At 45.8% G+C, this 22,205-nt stretch carries 24 protein-coding genes, 1 rRNA gene and 1 other annotated feature; all 25 genes read right to left on the bottom strand.

Going from position 1 to position 22,205, the window contains the following annotated elements:
* Positions 1 to 116: ribosomal RNA gene (locus WA407_RS16885) — 16S ribosomal RNA — on the bottom strand; the annotation flags it as partial.
* 490 nt (positions 117 to 606) lie between these two features.
* Entirely contained in the window at positions 607 to 2,193 is a 1,587-nt protein-coding gene (locus tag WA407_RS16880; protein ID WP_336077822.1) for a LysM peptidoglycan-binding domain-containing protein, read from the bottom strand.
* Between the two features lie 159 nt (positions 2,194 to 2,352).
* Positions 2,353 to 3,237 carry a branched-chain-amino-acid transaminase gene (gene ilvE, locus WA407_RS16875; RefSeq protein ID WP_061828802.1) on the bottom strand — a complete coding sequence of 295 codons (885 nt, stop codon included), beginning with the start codon at positions 3,235 to 3,237 and terminating at the stop codon, positions 2,353 to 2,355.
* Between the two features lie 17 nt (positions 3,238 to 3,254).
* Positions 3,255 to 4,154 carry a prephenate dehydratase gene (gene pheA, locus WA407_RS16870; protein ID WP_029518431.1) on the bottom strand — a complete coding sequence of 300 codons (900 nt, stop codon included), beginning with the start codon at positions 4,152 to 4,154 and terminating at the stop codon, positions 3,255 to 3,257.
* Complete coding sequence (gene thrB, locus WA407_RS16865; protein WP_069290207.1) at positions 4,151 to 5,119, bottom strand: homoserine kinase; 969 nt, start codon at positions 5,117 to 5,119, stop codon at positions 4,151 to 4,153. The genes pheA and thrB overlap by 4 nt, the downstream gene beginning before the upstream one ends.
* 27 nt (positions 5,120 to 5,146) lie before the next feature.
* Positions 5,147 to 6,433 (bottom strand): homoserine dehydrogenase, encoded by a 1,287-nt coding sequence (locus WA407_RS16860; RefSeq protein WP_069290208.1) that lies wholly within the window; start codon positions 6,431 to 6,433, stop codon positions 5,147 to 5,149.
* A 43-nt stretch (positions 6,434 to 6,476) separates the two neighbouring features.
* The gene (locus WA407_RS16855) at positions 6,477 to 6,914 is read right to left on the bottom strand and encodes an ACT domain-containing protein (RefSeq protein WP_013311587.1); all 438 of its coding nucleotides are present in this window, start codon (positions 6,912 to 6,914) and stop codon (positions 6,477 to 6,479) included.
* Positions 6,915 to 7,071: 157 nt separating this feature from the next.
* Entirely contained in the window at positions 7,072 to 8,382 is a 1,311-nt protein-coding gene (obgE, locus tag WA407_RS16850) for a GTPase ObgE (RefSeq protein ID WP_322160120.1), read from the bottom strand.
* Between the two features lie 13 nt (positions 8,383 to 8,395).
* Positions 8,396 to 9,133 carry a Spo0B domain-containing protein gene (locus tag WA407_RS16845; RefSeq protein WP_061828886.1) on the bottom strand — a complete coding sequence of 246 codons (738 nt, stop codon included), beginning with the start codon at positions 9,131 to 9,133 and terminating at the stop codon, positions 8,396 to 8,398.
* Positions 9,134 to 9,278: 145 nt separating this feature from the next.
* Complete coding sequence (gene rpmA / locus WA407_RS16840) at positions 9,279 to 9,596, bottom strand: 50S ribosomal protein L27 (protein ID WP_039272574.1); 318 nt, start codon at positions 9,594 to 9,596, stop codon at positions 9,279 to 9,281.
* Positions 9,597 to 9,601: 5 nt separating this feature from the next.
* A complete protein-coding gene (locus WA407_RS16835; protein ID WP_013311591.1) occupies positions 9,602 to 9,940 on the bottom strand; it encodes a ribosomal-processing cysteine protease Prp in 339 nt (112 codons plus the stop codon).
* A 13-nt stretch (positions 9,941 to 9,953) separates the two neighbouring features.
* On the bottom strand, positions 9,954 to 10,265 hold the full coding sequence (gene rplU / locus WA407_RS16830; protein ID WP_013311592.1) for a 50S ribosomal protein L21: 312 nt from the start codon (positions 10,263 to 10,265) through the stop codon (positions 9,954 to 9,956).
* A 13-nt stretch (positions 10,266 to 10,278) separates the two neighbouring features.
* Positions 10,279 to 10,366, bottom strand: a sequence feature (ribosomal protein L21 leader region).
* A gap of 98 nt (positions 10,367 to 10,464) precedes the next feature.
* Complete coding sequence (locus WA407_RS16825) at positions 10,465 to 11,649, bottom strand: Rne/Rng family ribonuclease (RefSeq protein ID WP_061828807.1); 1,185 nt, start codon at positions 11,647 to 11,649, stop codon at positions 10,465 to 10,467.
* Between the two features lie 48 nt (positions 11,650 to 11,697).
* Positions 11,698 to 12,576: a M50 family metallopeptidase gene (locus tag WA407_RS16820; protein ID WP_165179233.1), complete on the bottom strand. Its 879-nt coding sequence runs from the start codon at positions 12,574 to 12,576 to the stop codon at positions 11,698 to 11,700.
* A complete protein-coding gene (locus tag WA407_RS16815; protein ID WP_254350257.1) occupies positions 12,569 to 13,414 on the bottom strand; it encodes a peptidoglycan DD-metalloendopeptidase family protein in 846 nt (281 codons plus the stop codon). Before WA407_RS16815 ends, WA407_RS16820 begins: the two co-directional genes overlap by 8 nt.
* A 255-nt stretch (positions 13,415 to 13,669) precedes the next feature.
* Positions 13,670 to 14,467 (bottom strand): septum site-determining protein MinD, encoded by a 798-nt coding sequence (gene minD, locus WA407_RS16810; RefSeq protein ID WP_061828810.1) that lies wholly within the window; start codon positions 14,465 to 14,467, stop codon positions 13,670 to 13,672.
* Positions 14,468 to 14,470: 3 nt separating this feature from the next.
* Positions 14,471 to 15,133, bottom strand: a complete 663-nt coding sequence (gene minC / locus WA407_RS16805; RefSeq protein WP_254329127.1) for a septum site-determining protein MinC — start codon at positions 15,131 to 15,133, stop codon at positions 14,471 to 14,473.
* Positions 15,134 to 15,215: 82 nt separating this feature from the next.
* Positions 15,216 to 15,746, bottom strand: a complete 531-nt coding sequence (gene mreD, locus WA407_RS16800) for a rod shape-determining protein MreD (RefSeq protein WP_023989951.1) — start codon at positions 15,744 to 15,746, stop codon at positions 15,216 to 15,218.
* Entirely contained in the window at positions 15,746 to 16,567 is an 822-nt protein-coding gene (mreC, locus tag WA407_RS16795) for a rod shape-determining protein MreC (protein WP_023989952.1), read from the bottom strand. The genes mreD and mreC overlap by 1 nt, the downstream gene beginning before the upstream one ends.
* A 55-nt stretch (positions 16,568 to 16,622) precedes the next feature.
* Entirely contained in the window at positions 16,623 to 17,657 is a 1,035-nt protein-coding gene (locus WA407_RS16790) for a rod shape-determining protein (protein WP_013311600.1), read from the bottom strand.
* Between the two features lie 105 nt (positions 17,658 to 17,762).
* Positions 17,763 to 18,455 (bottom strand): RadC family protein, encoded by a 693-nt coding sequence (radC, locus tag WA407_RS16785; protein ID WP_025722728.1) that lies wholly within the window; start codon positions 18,453 to 18,455, stop codon positions 17,763 to 17,765.
* 13 nt (positions 18,456 to 18,468) lie between these two features.
* Entirely contained in the window at positions 18,469 to 19,077 is a 609-nt protein-coding gene (locus WA407_RS16780; protein ID WP_061828812.1) for a Maf family protein, read from the bottom strand.
* 22 nt (positions 19,078 to 19,099) lie between these two features.
* On the bottom strand, positions 19,100 to 19,342 hold the full coding sequence (locus tag WA407_RS16775; RefSeq protein WP_023989955.1) for a DUF4321 domain-containing protein: 243 nt from the start codon (positions 19,340 to 19,342) through the stop codon (positions 19,100 to 19,102).
* Between the two features lie 121 nt (positions 19,343 to 19,463).
* Positions 19,464 to 20,657, bottom strand: coding sequence for an SPOR domain-containing protein (locus WA407_RS16770; protein WP_235308619.1), 1,194 nt, complete (start codon positions 20,655 to 20,657; stop codon positions 19,464 to 19,466).
* Between the two features lie 166 nt (positions 20,658 to 20,823).
* Positions 20,824 to 22,203 (bottom strand): UDP-N-acetylmuramate--L-alanine ligase, encoded by a 1,380-nt coding sequence (murC, locus tag WA407_RS16765; protein ID WP_013311605.1) that lies wholly within the window; start codon positions 22,201 to 22,203, stop codon positions 20,824 to 20,826.
* Positions 22,204 to 22,205: the final 2 nt, after the last annotated feature.

Genomic DNA, 22,205 nt, shown 5'->3' with positions numbered 1-22,205 from the left:
TCACCCGTCCGCCGCTAGGTTATGTAGAAGCAAGCTTCTACATAACCCCGCTCGACTTGCATGTATTAGGCACGCCGCCAGCGTTCGTCCTGAGCCAGGATCAAACTCTCCATTAAAGACCAACCGAGGTTGGTTTATAGAAAGAGCGATAAGCTCATGTTGAAACTGACGAGATAAAAATATCTCCTGTTTGATTTTGCGAACAAAATCGTTTTACTCACTCGTTGTTCAGTTTTCAAAGATCAAACCTGCATAATGCCTTACTTTGTTTCACCACCGCATCTCAGCGGCGACTTAAATAATATATCATGTTTTCTACGTCTTTGCAACACTTTTTTTCAAAAGAATTTTTTAATCAATTCTGCTTTGTTTTCGTGTTGCTAACTATCTTGCAAAAGACAGCTATAAGAATATACCACAAAATTACGCTAGAAGGCAACACCTTTTTTTAGTTTTTTTCTCATCTTTAAAATCACTGCATTTAAATAAAGAGACCATTATTCCCACAAGCAGAATAACAGTCTCTTTAACATTCATTTCTTCCTCTTAATGAATAATAAAGCCGGGCACTACCAGGAGGTTCCTCTCCTTTTACATATAGCCAGGTCAGTCCTTAATCCACGGATTTTTACGCGAACGAGCATTATAAGATGAGGAACGGGATTTTTGCTTTTTATTAGTACCATTTTTACTAGAAACCTTGGCTTTGGATGTCTCTTCTTTGGATGTACTGCCAGAGCTGTCTTTTGATTTACCTTTACGTACGCTACGATCCTTTGGTTTAGAAGAAGAGCCAACTTCATTTTGGGATGCAATAGTCAGATTGTTACCAATCTCCTGCGATCCTGGAATTGCTGGTGCCGACTGTACGTTCTCTTCCCGGCATCCACAGTCTGGCATAAACATATAGGGTGTTGTATATCCCTCTAATGGATACATAGGTGCATTCCCATGCGCAAACGGATGATAAGGGGAATTCGCAGATTGTTGTCCTTGTAGTTGGCTATAATCGGACACGTGCCCACCCGCAGGCGAACCATATGGAGGTCCTCCCCATGTCTGGCTCCATTGACTGCCCTGGACTGTACTCTCTGGATACTGCTGTGGATGCCCTTGATGGATAAATGGAGGATAGACAGGGTAGGATGCATTTTCAGACGCCTCATGACTCGGATAATATCCAGGGGCGCAGCAATCTGAATAGGCAGGATAAGGTGTTGGATGGGCATTTATAGGTGGTGTCTGCACAGGCCCCCAGCACCATGGATGCTCACAATCATGATGATAGCCCTGATCAGAAACTACAGTAGGAGAGGCGTGTTCTGCTAAGGAGGTATTTATAGGCGCATTCCCCCAAGTTTGAGGAGACTCAATCCCCGGATACCACGAGTTCGGCATTGCATTTATTTGTGGGCTATAATCAAATGTCGGCTGTTGTATCGACCACTCGGAATTTACCATCGGCTCCGATTTTGTGCAGCCGCAAAATTTTTCAGCTACAGGTTGCTTCACAACAGTTGTAGGAAGCTGTGGCTTAGATGCAATCGGTTGGGTAACTATAGGTTGCATTTGAGGTGGAGCAGGTGGAGTAACTATGGGCTGCATTTGAGGTGGAGCAGGATTTACGGGTGCCATAGGAACTTCAGGCAGTTTTAATTCAGGAAGCTTAGGAGGATTCACTGTTTCTTCCGGCTGTGTCATCTCTTCTTTAGGACTAGGCATATTCTCCTGCTTAGGCTGCGTCAACTCCTCCTTGGGCTGGGTAAGTTCTTGCTTGGTTGGGGATTCAGGTTTAGGCTGTGTCATCTCTTCTTTGACTGCGGTATTTTTTTTATTCTCCGTAAAATCAGACGTCTCTTCTTTGTAGTGTGGAATATTAACTGTTTCTCCAACCAGAAGTGCGTTCGGGTTTTTAAGCTGGGAATTGGCATCAATAATTAGCTTAAGCGGTACGTTCCACGCCTTGGACAATTTCCACAATGAATCTCCTTGCTTAACCTTGTGTTGATATACCGTTGACGGCTGTGTTTCCATCGTAACAGGGTCTGTTGGAATTTTAATTTTCTCGCCGATACTCAACTGATTAGGGTCTGCCAATTGGGGATTGGCGGCAATAACTTTCTCCAGCGTCACATTATACTTCTGTGCCAGCAAGTACAGAGTGTCACCTTTTTTGACGATGTGTATTTTCACAGGTCACAAACCTCCTAGACTTTCGTTCGGGCGGGATAAACGCCCGGCTTCTGTTATTACATCCTATGCACCTCCCGGGCGAATGACCCCATACAAACAAAAAAATCCTCTCAACCGAATACTCACGCGAGCATTCAGTTAAAAGGATTCGGTTTTATTTTAGTCCTGCCACACTTTGTAGCCATCCTGATCCACGATCTTTCGGAACTCAGACAGGAGCTCCAAAGTCACTGGGCCAGCAACGCCGGAGCCGATCGTACGACCATCCACTTCATAAGCTGCAATAACTTCTGCCGCAGTTCCTGTAAAAAACACCTCGTCCGCAACATATACATCATGCAGTGTAAAAGGTTGTTCCTTAAGGGGGTATCCAAGCTTAGCACACAAATCGATAATAGCATTACGAGTAATCCCCTCAAGCGCCCCCAAATAGCAAGGAGGTGTATATAGCACTCCGTTTTTGACAATGAAAATGTTGTCCGCAGAGCCTTCCGTCACATACCCTTGGGAATTGAGCATAATAGCCTCACCTACACCAGCATAGTTAGACTGGATCTTCACGAGGATATTGTTGAGATAGTTCAATGATTTAATCTTCGGATTCAAAGCGTCTGGGATGTTGCGACGCTGAGAGACAGAAATTGTCTTCAGGCCAGTCAAGTAAGCTTCTTCCGGGTAAATGGCGAGCTGCTCCACGATAATGATGACACTCGCCTTCGCACAACGAAGAGGATCTAAACCTAGATTTCCTGCACCTCGGGATACAATCAGACGGATATATCCGTTACGCATTTCGTTAAGACGAATCGTTTCAGCCATTGCTTCCAACATTTCATCAGGAGACAAAGGAATGTTTAACTGAATGGATTTAGCAGAATCATACAGACGCTCCAAGTGCTCCTTACATTTAAAAATATTCCCGTTATAGATACGAATGCCCTCAAATATACCGTCTCCGTACAAGAATCCATGATCATATACGGAAACCTTTGCGTTTTCCTTAGTCACATGCTGCCCATCCAGATAGATCCATTGTTCTGCCATTAAAACCACACCTCCGATTAATGTTCCTTTAAAATAGGTTCGATCGCTGCTTCAACATACTTGTAGCTTGGATAAGAGCCAAGAACACGTACATGGCACCCCAAAGCCTCGATCTCTGCAAAGGCTGCCGGAAGCAGCACGGAATGCAGAGATTCCAAAACTTCAATGTAAAAATAATAATTCCCCAATTGCTTTTTGGTCGGACGCGATTCAATACGGGACAGATTTAACCTGCGCCATGCAAATGCGGATAAAACCTGATGCAGCGCTCCCGGGAAATCCTGCGGCGGCGTGACCAAAATACTGGTTCGCTGACCTTCAGGCGTACCCGGGAGACTTATGGGTTGATGACCGATCAAGACAAAGCGGGTAAAGTTGTTATCGTGATCCGTCACTTTGCTGGCCAAAATATCCAATCCGTGTTTGGCAGCCGCAAGCTTGGTTCCGAGAGCGGTCCAGCCTTTACCGGGGTTATGTTTAACAATTTCGACGGCTTCTGCCGTACTTCCTGCACTCTCCAACTCGGCCTGAGGAGCGGAAGCCTGTATGAATTCTTTACACTGGGGAAGCGCCACAGGATGAGACATAATTTTGACCACTTTGCTCAAATCCAGCTTGTCCAAATCCTTCGTAAATTCACTACGATGACCAATAAGATTTTGAATTGAAGGATAAACCCATTCCGCCTGCATTTGAATGTCTACTTCATGTACAAGCCAATCCATATGCAAACTTACAGAGCCATCAATCGTATTTTCAATGGGAATTACACTATAGTCTGCCTGACCCTTGTCTACTGCCTGAAATACGTCCGCAATATGTTTGTAAAAAAGTAATTCATGGGACGTATCTCCTAACAAATACTTAATCGCTTCATGAGAAACAGTCCCCTCAGGAAGAAGTGCAATTCGTTTCATATCGTAAGTTCCCCTTTAATCATATCCATAAAAGGGAGAGTATTCCCTTCTGTATATACTTTAACTCCTTCATTCTCAGGGCGCAATTTTAAAACAGAAGCAGTGATCCCCTCTTTGTTCATGGTATCCGTTAAATACTGCTCCAGCTCTGCTTTCCGATTTTCCCGCCGATCTGTCAATGCCAGCAACGTTGGTCCAGCCCCACTTAGAGCCACACCCAAAGCACCATAATGGTGAGCATCCTGCAAGATCTCTGTCATACCTGGCACAAGTGCCGCGCGGTAAGGCTGATGAAGCTGATCACGCATCGCTTCGGCGATTAAATCGGTTCGTCCTGACGCCAATGCTGCTACCAGCATGGAAGCATGACTTATATTATATACAGCATCCTTCAACGATACATGAGCGGGTAGAACCTCTCTGGCTTTCGACGTGGACAGCTGAAAATCTGGAATAACTACCATAACCTCCAGATTGGCATCTGGTTCAAGCCGTAAATGCCTAGCATGCTCGCCGTCCCACATCGCTGTAATAATACCACCAAACAGGGAAGCCCCAACATTGTCCGGATGTTTTTCAATGGCGCTTGCCATATCGAACAGCTTGGAATTCGGCAGAGGCGAGCCAATCAACGTATTGGCAGCGACCAAGGCGCCCACAATAGCAGAAGCACTGCTGCCCAAACCACGAGTGAGCGGAATATCCGAGTACATTGAAATATCGAGTTCAGGAACAGATACACCTGCTTCCCGAAAAACCATTTGTGCTACCTTGAAAATCAGATTAGTTTTATCTTGGGGAACACCATTCATTTCATCTCCGTATAAATGAAAAGCCGTCTGTTCGGCCTCTTTCATTTCAATCCATGCATATAAGGACAATGCCATGCCCAATGTATCAAAGCCGGGACCCAAGTTGGCCGTACTCGCAGGCACACGCACTCTTGCTGTTTTTAAAACGGTCATACAGACAATTCCTCCTGCTTTTATTGACTATCCCTCTACTCGATATACGCTCTTGATACGACGAATGACGTCTAAAGTTTCAAAATGCTCCAAAACCTTTTTCATACTCGCTTTACTGGCTAAATGAGTCACGATAATAATTTCAGCATCGGGGTTAACCTCATTCGGTTGCTGCACAACAGATGCCAGACTGACATTAAATTCAGCAAATACTTGCGTAATCCGTGCCAACACCCCTGCTTTATCATCCACATGCAGAAGCACGAAGTTTTTGAAATACACATCTTCGTCGTTACTAATTTTTTTAGGGTTGTAAGGAACGATGGCTTTAAGCCCATTGACACCAAGTTTGAGATTTTTCACTACAGCTACTAAATCAGCTACAACCGATGTTGCCGTCGGCATTTCACCTGCACCCGCACCATAAAACATGGTTTCACCCACTGCTTCACCATGCACATACACCGCGTTGAATACCCCGTTCACCGAAGCCAATGGATGCTGCTTGCGTACCATGGTCGGCTGAACGTTAATCGTAAATTCATCACCCTGGCGCTCTGCAATGCCGAGCAATTTCATTTCATATCCTAGTTTTTTAGCAAAAGCAATATCTTCACTGGTTACCTTTGAAATGCCGCTGACACTTACATCCTTGAGCTCTACATTAGAGCGGAAACCGAGCGTGCCGAGAATTGCCATTTTACGAGCTGCATCCAGCCCTTCCACGTCTGAGGTCGGATCGGATTCAGCATACCCAAGCTCCTGTGCTTCCTTGAGAACTTCCTCGTACGAGGCCCCTTCCTGACTCATTTTTGTTAAAATAAAGTTGGTCGTACCGTTCACAATCCCCATAATTCGGGTAATACGGTCGGAGGAGAAACCTTCAATGAGTGTACGAATAATCGGGATACCGCCTGCTACACTAGCTTCATAAAAAATATCACATTGCTTTTCCTGCGCCTTTGCCAATACTTCAGAACCGTGCAAAGCCATTAAGTCCTTGTTAGCTGTTACGATATGTTTACCCCGCTCCAACGCTTCAAGAATGTACTCCTTCGTCTGATCAACCCCGCCCATGACTTCGATAATTACATCAATTTCAGGGTCTCGAATAACTTCCCATGGGTCCTCAGTAAGCTTGGCCGTGTCCACTTCAATGGAACGATATTTTTCTATGTTTTTTACAGCTATTTTTTCAATGATGATCGGTGAACCGACTTGTCTGCTCAAATCTTCCTGATTGCCTTCTACGATTCGAACGACTCCCGTTCCTACCGTCCCTAAACCTAACAATCCTACTTTGACCGGTTTCATCCATTCCCCTCCCGCAAACTTATATCTAATGAACTGTATTGCCTTAACCTTGCCCAATCAGGCGAACACGTTTGACTCCAGAGATGTCCTCCAAGCCCTCCAGTAGAACACCCAACTCTTCACTGAGTCTGGACATTTCTACCGAGATAACTACGTTGGCTCTGCCTTGCAGTGGAATGCTTTGCTGGATCGTCAGCACATTGCCTCCGAAATCAGCCACTCTGCCAAGCACCCTGGACAACATTCCGGATTGATGTTCTAAATCAATAGAGATATTGACAATTCGCTCACGCTCCAGCTGGTTAACCAAATGTATGCCATCCTTATATTTATAAAAGGCGCTTCGGCTTAGCCCAACTTGCTCCACGGCATCATGCACGGTTTTAACATCTCCTGAAGCCAGCAGCAGTTTCACCTGTATGGTCTTAACAATAGCTTCAGGCAAAATATCTTCCCGTACCAAGTAATAGCGCTCTTTCAAGAACGTCCTCTCCTCAAAGACTTATGTTTTTGTATAGAGGACATTATATCGAAACTCATGAAAATCGGCAAGCTAACAATGCAAAAAACGGCTACTGCCTTCTATAGAGTTTCCTATAGTACAGTAACCGTTCAGGTTTTAGACCTTTATTTGATTTTTAGTAATAGCTGCTGCCTTCAACAAATTCGAACTCGAAATCAGCAATGCGTACAGATGTACCATCTTTGGCGCCACGCTTGCGTAACTCAGCATCCACACCCATGTGGCGTAACGTTCTTGCTAATTTCAAAATGGCATCATGCGAGTTCAACTGCATGCGCTTCATCATGCGCTCAATTTTAGGGCTCTGCACCACGAATGTGTCGTTTTCACGTACAATTGTAAAGCCATCGTCTTCTGCTGTATCCAGCTTAAATACCTTACGTTCATTGACTTCTGCTACTTCCTCAACAACTGGCTCGTCCGGTATTTGATCCAACAAATCAGCAGCCCGGTAGAGCAGTTCCTTCACACCTTGACGTGTCAGTGAGGAAATAGGCATGACTTCAAGATCAGGACGTATAGAAGCAATCTGCTCTTTGAAGTGAGCCAAGTTTTCTTCAGCTTCTGGCATATCCATTTTATTGGCCGCCACAATTTGCGGACGCTCAGCCAATGCTGCATTATATTGCTTCAATTCGTCGTTAATTTTAGTCCAATCTTCAAACGGGTCACGTCCTTCGGAGCCCGCCATATCCACGACATGGATAATAATACGCGTCCGCTCAATGTGCCGCAGAAATTCATGTCCCAGCCCAATACCTTCATGAGCTCCTTCAATCAAACCAGGCAAATCTGCCATCACAAAATTACGATGATCACCCACATCCACAACACCCAAATTCGGAGTAATCGTTGTAAAGTGGTAGGCCCCAATTTTCGGTTTTGCAGAAGATACAACCGACAACAAGGTAGACTTCCCAACACTAGGGAACCCGACCAAGCCTACGTCAGCCATTACTTTTAACTCAAGCGTGATATAACGTTCTTGTCCCTCTGCGCCGTTCTCAGCCAACTCAGGCGCTGGATTACTCGGCGTAGCAAAACGGATGTTCCCGCGTCCTCCGCGTCCTCCTTTAGCTACGACGACTTGTTGACCATGACGTGTCATATCTGCTACTACTTCACCAGTATCATCATCTATGATGACCGTTCCCGGTGGTATACGTACGATCATGTGCTCCGCATTGGCTCCGTGTTGGCTTTTGTTGCGACCTTTTACTCCACGCTGGGCTTTAAAATGACGTTGGTACCGAAAATCCATCAAGGTACGCAAACCCTCATCTACACGGAAAATTACATCTCCACCGTTCCCTCCGTCACCACCACCTGGGCCACCTTCAGGAACGTATTTCTCACGGCGAAACGCAATTAATCCGTCTCCACCGTCACCGCCTTTAACAAAAATCTTCGCTTTATCTACAAACATGGTTACACCTTCCTTATGTCTGGCACTGCATCCGAATTTGAAGCATTTCGCCCGTAGGAAGCTTCTCTGTTCGAATGCGTTTACTTCCGGGTACGGATCTGACCTGCTTTAGGATATTCAAATCCGCAGGTATGTCACTTCCTTCAAAACGGACGATAACATCATTCTGATCCATACCGAAAAAAAGTGTCAATCTGCGCACTTCTCCCCAGGACGACCGGCCCCCGCCATATTGATACGCACGCACCGTTTCTATGACGGCCGAGGCAAGCGACTCGCCGTCTTCGGGAGACATGACAGCGTCTAACTTTAACTGCTCCTCAACCTGTACCGACAACTGTAAATTACCGGCGTTCACGCGAAAAGACTGCAAATAAAACACCAGTGAGGGAATACCCAACTTAGATATTTTACTGTCTTCCGCCACGCGCCCTTTTATTGTTTCCACATAAGCAACAGATTTATCATGCTTATTCATACGAATATATCCATAAAGCACCTGCAAGTCATTCATCCAGTCATGCCGATGATGGTTAAGCATTGAAATCGCAGTACGTTCAAAAGAACGCAAAGCAGCTTTCCGTTCATACTCAACCTGTCTTTGCGTATACCACATACCAAAGCATGCAGCAACTACAGACCATACTGCTAATAAGATAATCGTTAATACTTTAGGATAGAGCAGTGAAAAAACCAAAGGAATCAGAATGGAACCCAACGCCAGATAAGGCGCTCTTATCCGCTGGAACATGGCTTCTCTCCGTTCTGCGAAATTAAATGGATTATTAAAGAACCTTAATCCAGTATAGCACAGACTAACTTTCCAGTTCATTACCATCATGCAAAAAAGCCTCCGACAAAAGTGCCGGAGGCTTTTCAGCGTGTCTAAGCCGCTATTAAGCTTCTACAGTAGCTGCTACTGGAGCAACGTCGATCGGGTAGATGCTCACCTTTTTGCGATCACGGCCCCAACGTTCGAACTTCACAACGCCGTCCACTTTCGCGAACAGAGTGTCGTCCTTACCGATGCCCACGTTCGTGCCCGGGTGAATTTTCGTTCCGCGTTGACGAACCAGGATGCTACCGCCGGTAACTGCTTGACCGTCAGCACGTTTCACTCCAAGACGTTTCGATTTACTGTCACGTCCGTTTTTTGTGGAACCTACACCTTTTTTCGATGCGAATAATTGAAGATCCAATGTCAATTTCAACATGATGTCTACCTCCTTCTTTGATTATTTTCTATTTGAATATACTTACCGTATGATTCAGCAATACTTGTCAGCATAATCACCATGGACTCCAGCAACAGTTGAACCTGTGCGTTCGCATCATGATAACTTTCAGGAGAAAGATACGCGCTTAAAAAGCCGTTTTCCATTTCCGTTTCCATCTCAACGTCCGTAAGAGCTCCAATCGAATTGACAGTTCCTACTGTTACCGCCGAAACGCCAGCACATACGATATCCTCGCCAGATTTAGCGAAATTTGCATGTCCTTTAACGGAAAACCCCTGTATGCTGCCATCCTCCAGTCGTGTAATACGCACGATAATCACTTATCGCACCCTCTTACGCTTGGATTTTTTCAATCGTCACTTTCGTGTACGGTTGACGATGACCTTGCTTCACATGGTAGTTCTTTTTAGGTTTGTATTTGTATACGATGACCTTTTGACCTTGACCATGCTTCTCAACTTTAGCTGTTACAGAAGCTCCAGAAAGAAGCGGTGTACCTGCTGTCAAGCCATTGTCGCCGGACACTGCCAGAACACGATCGAACGTTACAGTTTCACCATCATTAGCTTCCAACTTCTCGATGAACAATACGTCGCCCTCTTGAACTTTGTATTGCTTACCACCTGTTTCGATAATTGCGTACATTTGCTTGCACCTCCTTATGTCTCAGACTCGCCTAATAGCAGGTGGCAGATTCCCTTAGGATACTGCACTTCAGTACCTGATTGGAGCGGTTACAGCATGTGCAGCCAATCTTACGCATCACACATACTAAATGATTGTAGCACAAGCTTTGTACACATTCAACCTTTAGTTTTAAAATGATTTTTGGTTACGCATCGCTCTACACGAGCGTCTTTTCCTCACGCACTTTTTTGCGGGTCATTTCCAGCAAACCTAACCGCGTCCAACCGACAACATAAGATTTGGTCCGATCCTTCTTCAATCTTGCTTCCAGCACAGAGGATACTTCCCGACGGTTCTCCTCTTGTTCCATGTCAATAAAATCAATGATGATGATACCACCAATATCACGCACACGTACCAGGCGGGCAATCTCTTCAGCTGCTTCAATGTTAGTCCGGGTCACCGTTTCTTCCAGATTACTGCCTCCCGTAAACTTCCCGGTATTCACATCAATGACGGTTAATGCCTCCGTATGATCAATGACAATGTATCCGCCGCCCTGCAGCCATACCTTTCGCGCAAAATCGCGTTCCAGCTGCTCATGAACGCCATAAGCTTTGAAAATTGTTTCTTCTGGACCACGAAATATACTTACATGAGCTTTCGCAGGACCAATCTGTTGCAGCATTATTTCTGCATCCTTTGCTTGCTCTTCACTGTCAATGACCAGTTCATCCTGTTCAGGTGTAAACACATCCCGAATCAACCGCTGAACAATACTTAAATCCCGGTGTAATTCGCACGGAGCCGAGTGTTCACCAGCTTTACGCTGAATAGCCACCCACTGCTTACGCAGTTGATTTAAATCATTTTCAATCGCCTCTATACTCATGTCCTCCGAAACGGTACGGATTATGAGTCCTTCCTCACTTGTGCGTAGCTGCTCTCCCATTGCTTTCAAACGGGTACGTTCGCCCTCACGTTCGATCTTCTTAGATACGGCCACATAATCAGCACGGGGCATATATACGATCCAGCGACCCGGAAGTGAAAAATGAGTGGTGACCCTGGCTCCTTTACTACCAACAGCCTCTTTTAATACCTGCACTACAATTTCCTGCCCTACCTTTAACACTTCAGAAATGGATGGCTTTACCTCCGGCTGCTTGTCCAAATGAGCATGAAGTACGTCATCTACATACAGAAAGGCATTCTTTCGCTGTCCAATGTCAACAAAGGCGGCTTGCATACCTGGTAGCACATTGACCACCCTCGCTTTGAAAAAAGAACCTAGAATTCCCCGTTTTCGCGGTAGTTCAGCCGCATATTCAACCAATCGTCCCTCTTCCAACAGCGCCATTTGGGTCATCTGCTGCTGGCATTGTACAATCATTTGCTTCATGGTTTTTCAACCTCTCTGGATAAAGCCTCTTCCTTAAATCATAAAACATTATTTGGGCTTGGGTTCTCCACCATCTGGCGGGCGTGTCGCAAAATAAGAGCGAATAAGACGTTGCTCCGGCAGTACGGCTACAATCCGTCCCTGTTCATTCATAACATAAACCATATGATACCGATCTCTTCTGAAAAGACGCAAAATAGGCTCCAAATGTTTCACTGGCAGGGATACAATAGGTAAGGCAATACTTCCCTTAGCTACTTCGTGGTAAAAAAGCTCGTCCCTCCCCAGCAAAAACCGTATAAAACGGTAAGGGATATTCCGATAATCCACAATATTAGAATAAAGCAAAAAAATCCCTACCGCCAGCAGATTTAAATGGATAGGTCCATTTTGCCTTAACAACGGCGAAATACCATATATACAAAATAGCAAACTCGTTACGATACTGGCTCTAAAAGTCCACACTAATGTGCGGTGATAAGAACAAGATAAGCTAATCAGTGCCTGCAATATTTTTCCACCGTCAAGTGGTAAAATGGGCAGCAAATTAAACAGTGCAATAACTGCATTCCCCTGAATGATATAATTTACATAATCATACTCCAGTCCACTCACATTTCTGAACCACAAAAGGATGATGATCATGATTCCGTTTTGCAGGGGCCCCGCTAGCGCAATGACAATCTCCTTCCACGCATTGAGCTTCCCCTGATCCTCAATGACCGCCACTCCTCCAAAGGGTAACATCTGTATGGAAAGCACCCGCGCACCCAACAACGAAGCAGCTGTCGCATGGCCTAGCTCATGAATAAATACCAATGTAAATAAAGTTATGATCTCGATAAAATGTCCCGTTAATATAGAGGTCAGCATAACCAATACAAACAGTGGATGTAGTGATAAGGTCACCCCTCGGACATTAATCAAGGGCTACCACTTCCGACGGGTCAATGTATTGATCCCCTCTCTGAACTGCCAAAAACAAAGTCGCCGCCTCGCTGCCGCTGTGACTTGCTGGCAGTACACCGATCTCATCTCCCTCCTGAACCCAGTCGTTCACTTTTAAGGTAGAGCGGGAAAGCCTTCCGTAAGTTGCTGTGATACCGCCAGTGTGTCGAATTGTAATCGAAATCCCGCTTTTGGGATGATTTAATATGTCTAATACTCGACCTGCATCTATACTTTTAACAGCGATTGCCCCGTTATCGGTAACATTCGGCGTAATTTCTACCCCTTTAAGGCTCAGTACAAAAGGTTGTGTTATATTGCCTTCAATCGGTGGAGAGCCCTTTCGACTTGCGTCTACCTTGTGCGTTTCATGCTCCTCGCCAAAAATCGGCAAAAAGGAAGGTGCTCCGTCAAAATAAGTTTCATACCATTGTCCGACGGCTGCAAAATCCATATCCTTATTCAAGGCATCCGCAATAAACATTCTCAAATTCACTGCATAGGGAATATCCCAACGAAACATTCCCCATACCATTCCAAATAACACCGTTGCTATGACTGATCTTCGCCAAAAGGAAGTCCAAAAAGACGGACCACGATTCGTCCCAAAAGATTGCTGCCAGCGTTGCCGCTCATTTTTCCACTCAGTTTCTGGGTCTCTGGGCGAGTTGGCACTTACTATAGGCATCGACTTCATATCTTTATCCCCGTGCCTGTTCTGATATATGCCAGAGGGATACGTCTCCGCTTTGCTTCCCGCGATTAGCTGCTGTATACGTTCTTCTCTGCGCTGCTTGATTCCGGAATTTTTATTCATCCTGTTCAGCCCCCTCAGCGAGGTATGTTTGATACATCTTATGAGGACGGGCTTCAACTTATGTTGTCCGGTTCGGGATTACGCACCTAAAAATCAAAAAAACCGGCGCTAGGCGCACCGGATATGTTTTGTATTTATGATATCTATGTAGTGACCCTAAATTTTGAGAAACCGTATTATTGGAATTTAAAAAGATAAACCAAAAACACTTAAATAAGATTATCACTTATTTAAGTGTCTAGTATTACAATTTTCTCATCCACCCATACCAAAAAACTTCTTAAAGCGTGTCATCACGCTTTTCTTTTGGTCCAGCTGCATGAGGGGCACTGTATCGCCCAAGATTCGTCTCGCAATGTTACGATAAGCAATCGCGGCCTGTGAATCTGGATTCATAACGGTAGGCTCCCCTGTATTAGCGGCTTTAATTACCATTTCATCATCCGGCACAATCCCAATAAGGTCTATGCTAAGCACTTGTAAAATCCCATCAATATCCAACATATCTCCGGATTTAACCATGCTATTGCGAATGCGGTTAACCACCAACTTGGGTGATACCACATGTGAGCTTTCCAGTAAACCAATTACCCGGTCTGCATCGCGTACGGCTGCATTTTCCGGGGTGGTCACAACAATGGCCTGATCGGCCCCGGCAATGGCATTTTTAAAGCCCTGTTCAATACCCGCAGGGCAGTCGATCAATATATATTCAAAATCCTTTTTAAGCTCCAAAATAATATCCTTAACTTGCTCCGGCGTAACAGCACTCTTGTCCTTGGTTTGAGCGGCTGGCAGCATATACAGCTCCTCAAAACGCTTGTCCTTAACCAGTGCCTGATTTAAACGGCAACGACCTTCCGCTACATCAACAAGGTCATAAATAATCCGGTTTTCCAGACCCATCACAACGTCTAGATTACGCAACCCGATATCCGTATCCACCAAACATACCTTTTTGCCGAGCAGTGCAAGCGCTGTTCCTATATTGGCCGACGTCGTCGTTTTGCCGACGCCGCCTTTTCCTGAAGTGACGACGATAGCCTCTCCCATGTGCTACACCCCTTTGAACACGTTAAAATCGCGGCCCAGACGCACAATATTGCTCATTTTATCTATTTGCATAGCGCCATCCTTGAGATACGCAAATTCCATACCGGATTCACGTGTCTCCCATTCGTCTGGTGGACGGCTGATCATTTCGGAAATTCGCAGCTGTGTCGGTGCAAAATAGGAAGCCGCAATAATCGCTTCACTATTCCCCTCCATCCCTGCATGCGCCATGCCTCGCAAAGCGCCGAGGACATAAATATCACCAGTACATGTTATAATTCCGCCCGGGTTTACATCTCCCAAAAAGAGTAGGTTCCCATTGTGATGAAGCACTTGACCAGAACGGATAATCCCTGTCACCGTGTGAATAGGGGGCTTTCCCTGCACTTCCACAGGCAGTCCAGGTGATTCTACAGACCTGATGAGCAAATTCCCCTTTTGCTTCAAGATCTCCAGAATACTTTCCTTCTGTTCCTCTGTCACTTCTCGGCTTCCCAGCTTAATATCCACATGAATGATCGGGCCTGTTAAAATATTTTGATGACTGTGCTCCAGCTTAAAACGCAGCTCACCTAACAAATCCTCAAACTCGCATTGATCGTCCAGCAGGAATACCAGGCCATCTTTGATGCCTTTAATCGTGACATGATTCGATTTCGCCGCCATTAGCCTGTCCCTCCTATCTCAATCATTTCGTCCCCGGGACGTCAAATCCCTGCTAACCCGGACAAAATGTGTGTAAAAAGACCTAGACGGCCTCTTCCTTTTTCACACGGGTGCCCAAACGCTGCAATTGTTTGCGAACTGGGACATAAATGATGAGGGCGAACAGAAAATGGATAAATAAATCAGGAATCATATATTGAGCAAGTGCCCAATTGAAAGTCTGATGATTCAGCTGGAACAGCTGATCAATGGCAAATAGCATAGAATCCAGCAGGAAACTACCAATCAACACGGCTGCCATCATAATGGGCATCTGCGCACGTCGAGCTGTAAAAACAAGCCCCAATAAGTATGCAGACAACCCCATTGCAAAAGAATAAGGTCCAATGATAAACCCGTAGAACACTACATCATGAATAAGTCCAAAAACAATACCTAGCACCAATGCTGTATGACGGCTGTAATACACAGACACAAACAAGATCACGACATACACAAAATTCGGAACCATTCTTGAATGCCAACTATCCGGAAGAAGCCACGGAAGAATCGTCCCTTCAGCTATAAACAGTACAAACAGCAGCAGTATTAGAACCTGACCGCGCATCTTCATTATTCCGGTACCTCAGGAGTGTAGAGGATGAGCAATTCTTTCCAATCCACAAAGCTGGCTGCCGGTTTAATAATCGCTGTCCGTGTTTTGCCAAACTCCCCAACCTGAATCTTCTCTACCGTTCCGATCATTAGGTTTTTGCGGAATTTCCCGCCTGCACCAGACGTAATAATCTGATCACCCTTTGCAATTGGATCTTTTTCCTCAATGCGAGTCATTTGAAATCTGTTCGTACCTGGATCATAGCTTTCAATCATACCAAACGATTGATTTTCCTTGCCCAAGACTGTCGCTGCAATGGCATAAGAATTCGGATTTTTAGGATCCAGTGTAGTCAACAGTGTAACGGTGGACGTAAAATTCCCCGTTTGACTAATGACTCCTACAAATCCTTCAAGCGAACTGACTTCCTGACCAACCTTCGCTCCGTCCTTCTCACCAATATCGATCACAAGCGTTTTGGAATCATTGCTGACACTGTTCACTTGAGCAACACGATAATCATAATTATTTTTCGCCTTTTGCGTTTGGGTGAACTTCAGTTCATTCTGCAGTCTGGCATTTGTTTCAACATAATTATGGGTCTGAATCTGGTCACGAGTCAGCTTTGCTACAGCAATTTTTAATCGTTCATTTTCTTCGTAGATGCTGCGCATATTTCCGATATCTTCAAAGAAGCCCGCTATTGCTGAAGCGGGCCTGTAAAAGATACCTTGCACAAAGCCAATTGAATCTCTGGCGAACTTCTCGGGCCAGGTTAAGGAATTTCTCTGTCCAAGTGTAATCCCCATAAGGGCAATAAACAGAACGATTCCGATCAATAGAACAAATAGTCTTTTATTGCCAAACAGCTTAAACAGTTCCTACACCCCCGATTCAACGTTTGGAACGGACGGCAGAACTGCTGCGCGATTTGAACAAATGAATATTTTCCAGCGCTCTGCCTGTACCGATTGCCACACAATCCAGAGGATTTTCTGCTACGATCACCGGCATTCCGGTTTCACCTGCCAACAGCTTGTCCAGATTACGCAGAAGTGCTCCACCACCAGTCAGTACAATTCCTCTATCCATGATGTCCGCTGCCAACTCGGGAGGGCATTTTTCCAGTGTTACTTTGACCGCATCCACGATTGCATTGACTGTATCCGATAATGCTTCGCTAATTTCATCAGAAGTAATCGTAATCGTCTTCGGCAAACCTGTTACCAGATCACGTCCGCGGATTTCCGAGGTTTCCACTTGCTCTAATGGCATAGCTGAGCCAACTTCCATTTTCAGTTGCTCTGAAGTCCGTTCACCAATCATCAGATTGTATTGACGCTTTACGTATTGGATGATGGACTCGTCCATTTCATCACCTGCCACACGCACGGAGCGGCTTGTTACAATCCCGCCCAGGGAGATGACTGCCACCTCGGTTGTACCACCACCGATATCGACAACCATACTTCCTGTTGGCTCCCATACAGGAAGATCAGCGCCAATTGCTGCTGCAAACGGCTCCTCTATCGTATATGCTTCTCTTGCACCTGCTTGCTTCGTCGCATCTTCAACAGCACGCTGCTCCACTGCAGTAATGCCTGAAGGCACACAAACCATCACGTTCGGATGACGTGGAAACAAAGAGCGTTGGGCTTGCGCCTGACGGATAAAATATTTGATCATCGTTGCTGTTGTATCAAAATCAGCAATGACACCGTCCTTCATCGGACGAATCGCACGGATATTTCCCGGTGTGCGACCGATCATTTTTTTCGCAGATTCACCAACAGCCTCAATGGTTTTTGTATCTGTACGCAAAGCAACTACAGATGGTTCACGAACCACAATTCCTTTACCTCTTACGTATACAAGCGTGTTTGCCGTCCCCAAGTCTATTCCCAAATCTTTTGTAAAGCCACCCAGCATGATGTAATCTCCTTTTCTCTTCCCTGAAATCTGTTATCCATGTATAAACGGTTTATTCAGGCCGGATTATCCGGTCGTGTTTAAATGTTTGATTTAAATATTATATTATATCAGACCTTGTTCCTTCAAACTTACAAAGGTCCCGTCCCCGATCACAATATGATCAAGCACGTCGATACCCACGATGTTGCCCGCTTCCATCAGGCGGCGAGTCAACTGAACATCCTCCGGGCTTGGCTTCGGATCACCGCTCGGATGGTTATGAGCGCAAATTATTGAAGCACTGCTGCATTTGATTGCTGCCCGAAATACTTCACGAGGATGCACGATGGCAGAATTCAGGCTACCCATAGATAGTGTTTCCTGAGCAATGACATGATTTTTAGTATTAAGGAACAAGCATACAAAATGCTCTTTCTGCAAATAACGAAGCTGCTCAAACAGCAGATCTGCCACATCCCGCGGGCAACTAATCACCGGGGTCTCCAAATGGCGAGACAATGCTAATCGACGCCCCAGTTCGATACCCGCTTTTAGCTGTATCGCTTTAGCATCCCCAATGCCCTTAATCTGGGTCAACTCGCTCAAGCTCATATCCACCAGTTGACGCAAATTTCCTGCCTGCTGCAAAATACGCTGCGCTAAATGCACCGAAGACTCATTTTGCGTTCCTGTACGCAGCAATATTGCCAGCAACTCCGCGTTGCTTAAGGCATCCGCCCCATATGTCATCATGCGCTCTCTTGGTCGTTCTTCATGGGGGAGGTCGCGAAGCATCAGTATTGGCGACTCCAGCATATGTTTATCCCCTTTATGGACGCAACACATTCACTCCAAAATCGGACAGCATGTCCGACAGCAAGGAAAGCGGCAATCCTACGACGTTAAAATAACAACCCTGAATAGATTCCACCAGCGTAGCACCCATGCCTTGAATGCCATACGCTCCTGCTTTATCAGACGGTTCACCAGTATTCACGTATGCCACAATTTGCTCTTGACTCAGAGGCTTCATTGTAACCTCCGTTTGGCGATGTCTGACAAGCATTTCGCCGGTTCCGGTATGTATGCAGGCTACCCCGGTGTACACACGGTGTGTTCTTCCCTGCAATGCAGTCAGCATGCGAACCGCGTCCGCATGGTCGGCAGGCTTGCCCAGTACCGAACCATCCAGCACGACAATGGTATCACTGCCAATCACCAGTCCGGCTTCCTTCGACTGAGTGGCGGTGTTCACGACCGCTTCGGCTTTGCGTGCCGCAAGGGTCTCCACGATTTGCTGAGGCGTCCAGCTCTCAGGCGTGCTCTCATCCGCATGACTCGGCACCACCTCAAAGGGGAGTCTCAAAAATGCGAGCAATTCCTTCCTTCTTGGTGAAGTCGATGCCAGAATAATGCGGGGCGTAATTTTCCCGTCCATAAGGGAAGCTCCTTTTCATCAGTTAGAGCCTGCGGTACAGCCAGAACGCGGCAATGATGCCGATCAGACTAAGCAGGCTCAATTCAAAATTTATCGTTATGTTGTAGCTGATAATATCCAGGTCCGCTCTCGGCGACCAAGATATCCTAGTGGGGTGGGTCAGAAAGGAAAGGAATTTGATCGATTGAAGGGCTTTGGCAATCCATGCACCCAAGAGCCAACCGAGCAACAAAAACAGTATAAGCATTCCTACATTTTTTTTCATCCTGATCTTCCCTCGCCATTTTTTGACACCTTCATTATTATACGGTGATTTGTACTGCAATACAAACAGAAATCCGGCATGGGGAACTATTTCCAGTTCCTTGCCGGAAAATATGGTTAGTCTATTGTTTTATGAATTGGATAAATTCCTTCTCACGCAAAACATATTCCATCATGGAGGACTGAATCTCCCAAATGTGTTCCTTGGCTGTATTCTTATTATATTCCCCAAGTGCAGAGATCGCGCTGTTCATCGCCTTTTCAAGTGAGGTTGCGGAAGCAACCGCTTCCTTTGGAAGACCGGTAGGAAGTGCAGTGATATTTTGTGTCCACTGCTGATGCAGGTCGTTCAGCTCCTTCATGTCGGAGGCTGGCACCGTATTCGGACCTCCTTCTCCCAGCAAGGTTGAGGAAAGTCCGCTCAACTTACCCACCAATAAACTACTTAACTGAAAAAAGCCAGTGAGTTTATCGCCTTGGCCTCCGTAAGCCGCTTTTTCGAATCCAGGCAATTCAAGCTCACGAACATACAATTCGACTCCTTGTGTTTTCAACTGATTGCTGAGTAACTTAGCTTGCTCCCTATCCGGTGATATTCCTGCATATACCCGGTTTTGGTCCTCGGTATCCCCTCCTGCTGCAATGCCTGCCTTCAACAGTTCTTCTTTTGCTTGTAAGGCCCGTTCTGGAGTGCTGAAAACCCCATATTGCAGCAAATAGTAGGTTTGTGGAGGTACCTGAGCCTCTATGACAGTGACAGGGACAGAATTCTCTTTTGCAGATATTGCATCCACACCAACGGATTCTTTAAAGACCGGTACAGCCTCCTCTACTGAGGGATCTGCTCCCGGGACCATGCCTCCTCCGTTAAACAGTAACAACATAATATATCCAAACATCCCCCCGGTCACCAGTGCGCTGGCTACAGAACCAACCAGTTTCCATCTAGAAGGGTGGGGCGGACGTTTTCTGTACTCTTGGCCAGAATGATAAGCTTCCTCATTCTCTTCTAGGCTATCTGGTAGAACGTCCGCATCTGACCAAGAAGCCGCCGAACGGCCAAAGGGGTCATCCCATCCCTCTTGTACTCTTAATGTCGGAGCAAAGCGCCGACTTGAAATGCGTTTATTCAGATCCTCAGGCTCATTGAGCTCTGCTTCTTGCGTAGCTACAGCATTTTTATTCATTCCTCTAATCGTTTCACGCTGTTCGTTCGTAATCGACTCGTTTTTGTACGGAAGCACCTGTAGCTTATCCTCCCGGCTTGTCTCCGGCAACTGTTGGTCGAACCGGAATGTCATCTTGGTCTTGTTCATGGATGCACTCCCTCCTTGTCCCATACTTCCTCATAGTCTGTTGTATGAGTCAAGCTAAGAATATATGCCCCAGCATTACAAAAAAAGGTATCCCGAAACACAGTCGTGTTCGGAATACCCTTGAATAAATGTAATTCATTGGCGTAACAACTCATTATTATACGTATTACACTTGCTGTCCGCGAAGATGGCGCGCTAACGCGTCACCTGCTTTCCAGATATCTCCCGCTCCCATCGTCAGCACAAGATCACCCGGCTGTAATCGATCTTTCAACTCCTCGATCACGGCTTCTTTGGTCGGCAAATAGATTGCATTAGCATTGCTGTTTTGGACGATTAAATCCACGAGCTTGGAAGAATGCACGCCTTCAATCTGTTTTTCTCCCGCTGGTGAATAAATATCGGTAATGATGACTTCACTAGCCTCGCTAAACGCACGGCTAAACGCATCGAGCAGGAAAAAGGTTCGGCTATAGCGTTGCGGCTGGAATACAGCAATAATACGCTTGCCAGTCGCTCTCGCTGCGCTAATCGTAGCCTCAATCTCTGTTGGGTGATGCGCATAGTCATCAATAATCAGTATGTCATTGCTTTCACCTAGTACTTGAAAGCGACGCTTCGCTCCGTGAAATTCTACAATAGTAGCAGCGATTTGATCGAATGGAATCCCTGCTTCCAAACAGGAAATCACAGTAGCCATCGCATTATACATGTTATGTTTACCCGGCACTGATAGTTCGATCGTTCCGAGTGCTGTTCCTTTACGGCTCATAGTGAAGCTTAATCGACGGTCACCTAATTGGATATCTGTCGCCATATAATCCGCTTCATGCTCCACTCCATAAGTAATGACCCGAGTCTGGAGCTGAGGCAACATTTCCCGGATGTTCTGATCATCTGCACATACAATAGCCGCCCCATCCGGTCGAATTTGACTCAAAAACTGTACATAGGCACTTTTCAGACGATTAAAGTCGCCATCGTAATTTTCCAAATGATCCGCTTCAATATTGGTTACAATGCCTTGCCAAGGATGATATTGCAGGAAAGAACCATCACTCTCATCCGCCTCAGCAACGACAAACTCGCTTTTACCTGCTTTGGCATTCGTCCCCAAATTCGTGATTTCGCCGCCAATAATATACGTTGGATCAACGTTACATCTTTCCATAACCAGAGCGATCATGGAAGAGGTTGTCGTTTTACCGTGCGCACCCGCAACAGCTATTCCCTTACGTTCGTTAAGCAAGCGAGCCAGCATCTGCGAACGATGCAGAGTTGGAATATTCAATTCCTCCGCTGCCACCCGCTCCACATTGTCACGTGACAATGCTGTTGAATAGACAACGATATCCGCGCCTGCAATATGCTCAGGTGTGTGTCCAATATATATTTTTGCGCCTTTTGCCGCCAGTTTTTCTGTCAGCTCCTGTGATGCCACATCTGAGCCAGTCACGGTATAACCCATCTCCAGCATGACCCGAGCAATCGCGCTCATCCCGTAGCCGCCGATACCGATAAAATGAACATGTTCCGAAGTAATCAACA

Origin of the sequence: Paenibacillus sp. 203, from assembly GCF_037027525.1 — a bacterium.
Taxonomy (GTDB): Bacteria; Bacillota; Bacilli; order Paenibacillales; family Paenibacillaceae; genus Paenibacillus; species Paenibacillus polymyxa_B.
Note: the sequence above shows the minus strand (reverse complement) of the source record. Positions and strands in the feature narration are given on the sequence as shown.